At 37.5% G+C, this 2,388-nt stretch carries 2 protein-coding genes and 1 pseudogene; 1 reads left to right on the plus strand and 2 read right to left on the minus strand.

Translation table 11 applies throughout. From position 1 onward, the window contains the following. Positions 1-143: 143 nt before the first annotated feature. Complete coding sequence (locus B4F08_RS00640) at positions 144-1,139, minus strand: DUF4062 domain-containing protein (RefSeq protein ID WP_283324414.1); 996 nt, start codon at positions 1,137-1,139, stop codon at positions 144-146. 352 nt (positions 1,140-1,491) lie between these two features. Here B4F08_RS00640 and B4F08_RS00645 point away from each other — a divergent pair. Continuing rightward, positions 1,492-1,906, plus strand: a pseudogene (locus B4F08_RS00645) (hypothetical protein). 18 nt (positions 1,907-1,924) lie between these two features. Here the strand turns inward: B4F08_RS00645 and B4F08_RS00650 are convergent. Continuing rightward, positions 1,925-2,388 (minus strand): TolC family protein (locus B4F08_RS00650; protein ID WP_291372432.1); only part of this gene is annotated, 464 nt, incomplete at its 5' end.

Genomic DNA, 2,388 nt, shown 5'->3' on the forward strand with positions numbered 1-2,388 from the left:
AATAAAGCCGCTTTATAGCGGCTTCTTTTAAATTATGAGATATTCAAATTATAATGTCTTGCTTAACTGGCCCAACTATATGGAGCAAACCACAAGCTTGCGGCGCGTAGTTAAGGCCTTGTACAGCTAATTGTTAGATGCGGCTACTTTACAACTCTAGTTTCAATCATTAGTTGTCTGCCCTTTTTCGTTAACTGCCAAAATAGAGCCATCCCACCTTTAGTGGTCTTTGTATATGAGGTTGATATCAATCCATATGCTTCTAACTGTATGGATATTGTTTTGAATTCCTGATCATTTATGCTGGCTGTAGATCCAGGTTTACCTTCTCTCTCAAGCAAGCTAGTTGCCAGCTTGCTTTTAACAAGTGCATCATTTGGATGCTCCACAAGATAGGGAGCGATTAAGGAAAATAGTTCCTTCCATGAAATGGTGGATGAAAAATTAAACTTACTAGTACTTTGATAACCTGGCATCTTATAATAGTAGGAGCCATTTATCGTGATATCGGAATTAATATCTGCAATTCCTTCGACCGCTGGTCGCTGCTGGTTTTCCAATGTTGCTAATTTGTTGTTGAGATCTGCGTTTTCCTTTCGCAATTGATTTATTTCTGAAAGAATATCTTCATTAGCAACATGACTTGCACGTACCCAGCCAACTGCTGGATACATTTTTATGGTTTTTGTTAGGCTAAGCGCTACAAGACCTGGAAGATCAGAAGCTGCAAGCCAAAATTTTACCAATCGCCCAGTCATCACCTTATCTTTAAAGGCAATGAGCCTTTTTCTGAGAGCTGGGTCTTCTTCTGACTTCCCAAATGGAATGTCATCAGGAGCACCGTGAATTAACGCGACAATTTTTAGTCCGTGCTCGACCGCATAATCAAATTCTTTCTCTGTGTAACTGATTCCCTCATCGGTAGTCGACCCATATCGTCCACCGATGATCAATAAATAGTAATCACAGTCATCTATTACCTTTTTAATAAATTCCCATTGTTCTTCATCAGTAGCTGGGAATAACTCCATACCCGCTGGAATACAATCCATTTCCATTAATGCTTGAATTACGTGCTGTCTTTCTGCTTTTAAATCTGCATAAGTTGAACTTACAAAAATCTGGTATCTTTTATCCATTTGATTTCCAATTTACTGAAAAGCATCTAACCACAGTTACATGGCAAATTTGCCGCATGACCAAAATAAAAAAATAGATTATAACTAATTGGATTTTCTATCTTATCTAGCTCAGCATATAAAACAGCAATATTTACGTCAACACTAAAGCTATGAACAACATCACTTTATAAGCTTTAATCGTATATTTAATTCAACAATGTGCAATCCATTGAAAATATATCAATAAGTATAATTATCTATTTGTCATCTTATCCCTTATATGCTAATTAATGCAGGTTTTTGTTTAATCAGAAATTCAAATAGAATTTCGATAAACATATTATTTTAAGCTTTCGGGGTAGGTTAAAGCGTGAAGAAAATAGCTGTTGTTTCTGGCTTAGTGATTTTACTTTCACTGCAAGGTTGTGCTGCTGTTATGGCAAGTAAGCAACCAAGTAAAAAGAATTTGACGGTTTTAGAGGTTGGAAAACATCGTAATTATGTGATTTCCGAATTGGGTGCACCAGTCACATCAGAAACCGTTTGGAGAACGTAAAGAAATTTATACTTTCCAACAAGGTTACTCAAAAGCAGCCAGAGTCAACCGTACGCTATGGCATACGACTGCGGATATTGCTACGATTGGTCTGTGGGAAATCATTGGTTCGCCGACTGAGGTTTACTTTAATGGAGAACAACTTTCTTATGAGGTTGTTTTTGATGATCAAGATCATATCAAAAGCTCTCAGCTCATTAAAAATGAGCTAAAAACTTTAAGCGAGTAAATAATATCAACTCGTGTGTTATTGCTCAGGTAGTTCTTTCACAGGGCTTCCGCCAAGTGCTTGCATTAGCGTCACATAAGCATTGTATTGACTTTGCTTGGTTTCAACTAAGCTGAGTCGTGCATTACGTGTAGTTTCTTGCGCATCTAGTAAGTTCTTTAAGGCAATTGCACCATTGCGATAACGCACTTCGGTAAGTCGCTCAGTTTTATTAGCTAACTCGACATTGCGTTGTTGCAGTTGTACTTGCTGATTCAGTTGAGTTCGATTCGACAAGGCATTTTCTACATCAGCGAAAGCTTGGTATAGCGTTTGGCGATATTGAGTAATCGCTTTCTCATATTCAAGATCACTAATCGCAATATCTTTCTTCATATCATTATATTGAAGAAAGGGTAGGCTTAAACTCGCACCTAAAGTGAGTGCAGGATTTTTCAAAAGTTGTGTCAGTGATGTACTCGAAGCACCTAAATTACCTGTGA

It is taken from the genome of Acinetobacter sp. UBA6720 (assembly GCF_002454215.1).
Lineage (GTDB): Bacteria > Pseudomonadota > Gammaproteobacteria > Pseudomonadales > Moraxellaceae > Acinetobacter.

What these genes read in the sequence shown, in the direction of transcription:
- B4F08_RS00640 (WP_283324414.1), bottom strand. Translation starts at nt 1,139, where the DNA reads ATGGATAAAAGATACCAGATTTTTGTAAGTTCAACTTATGCAGATTTA.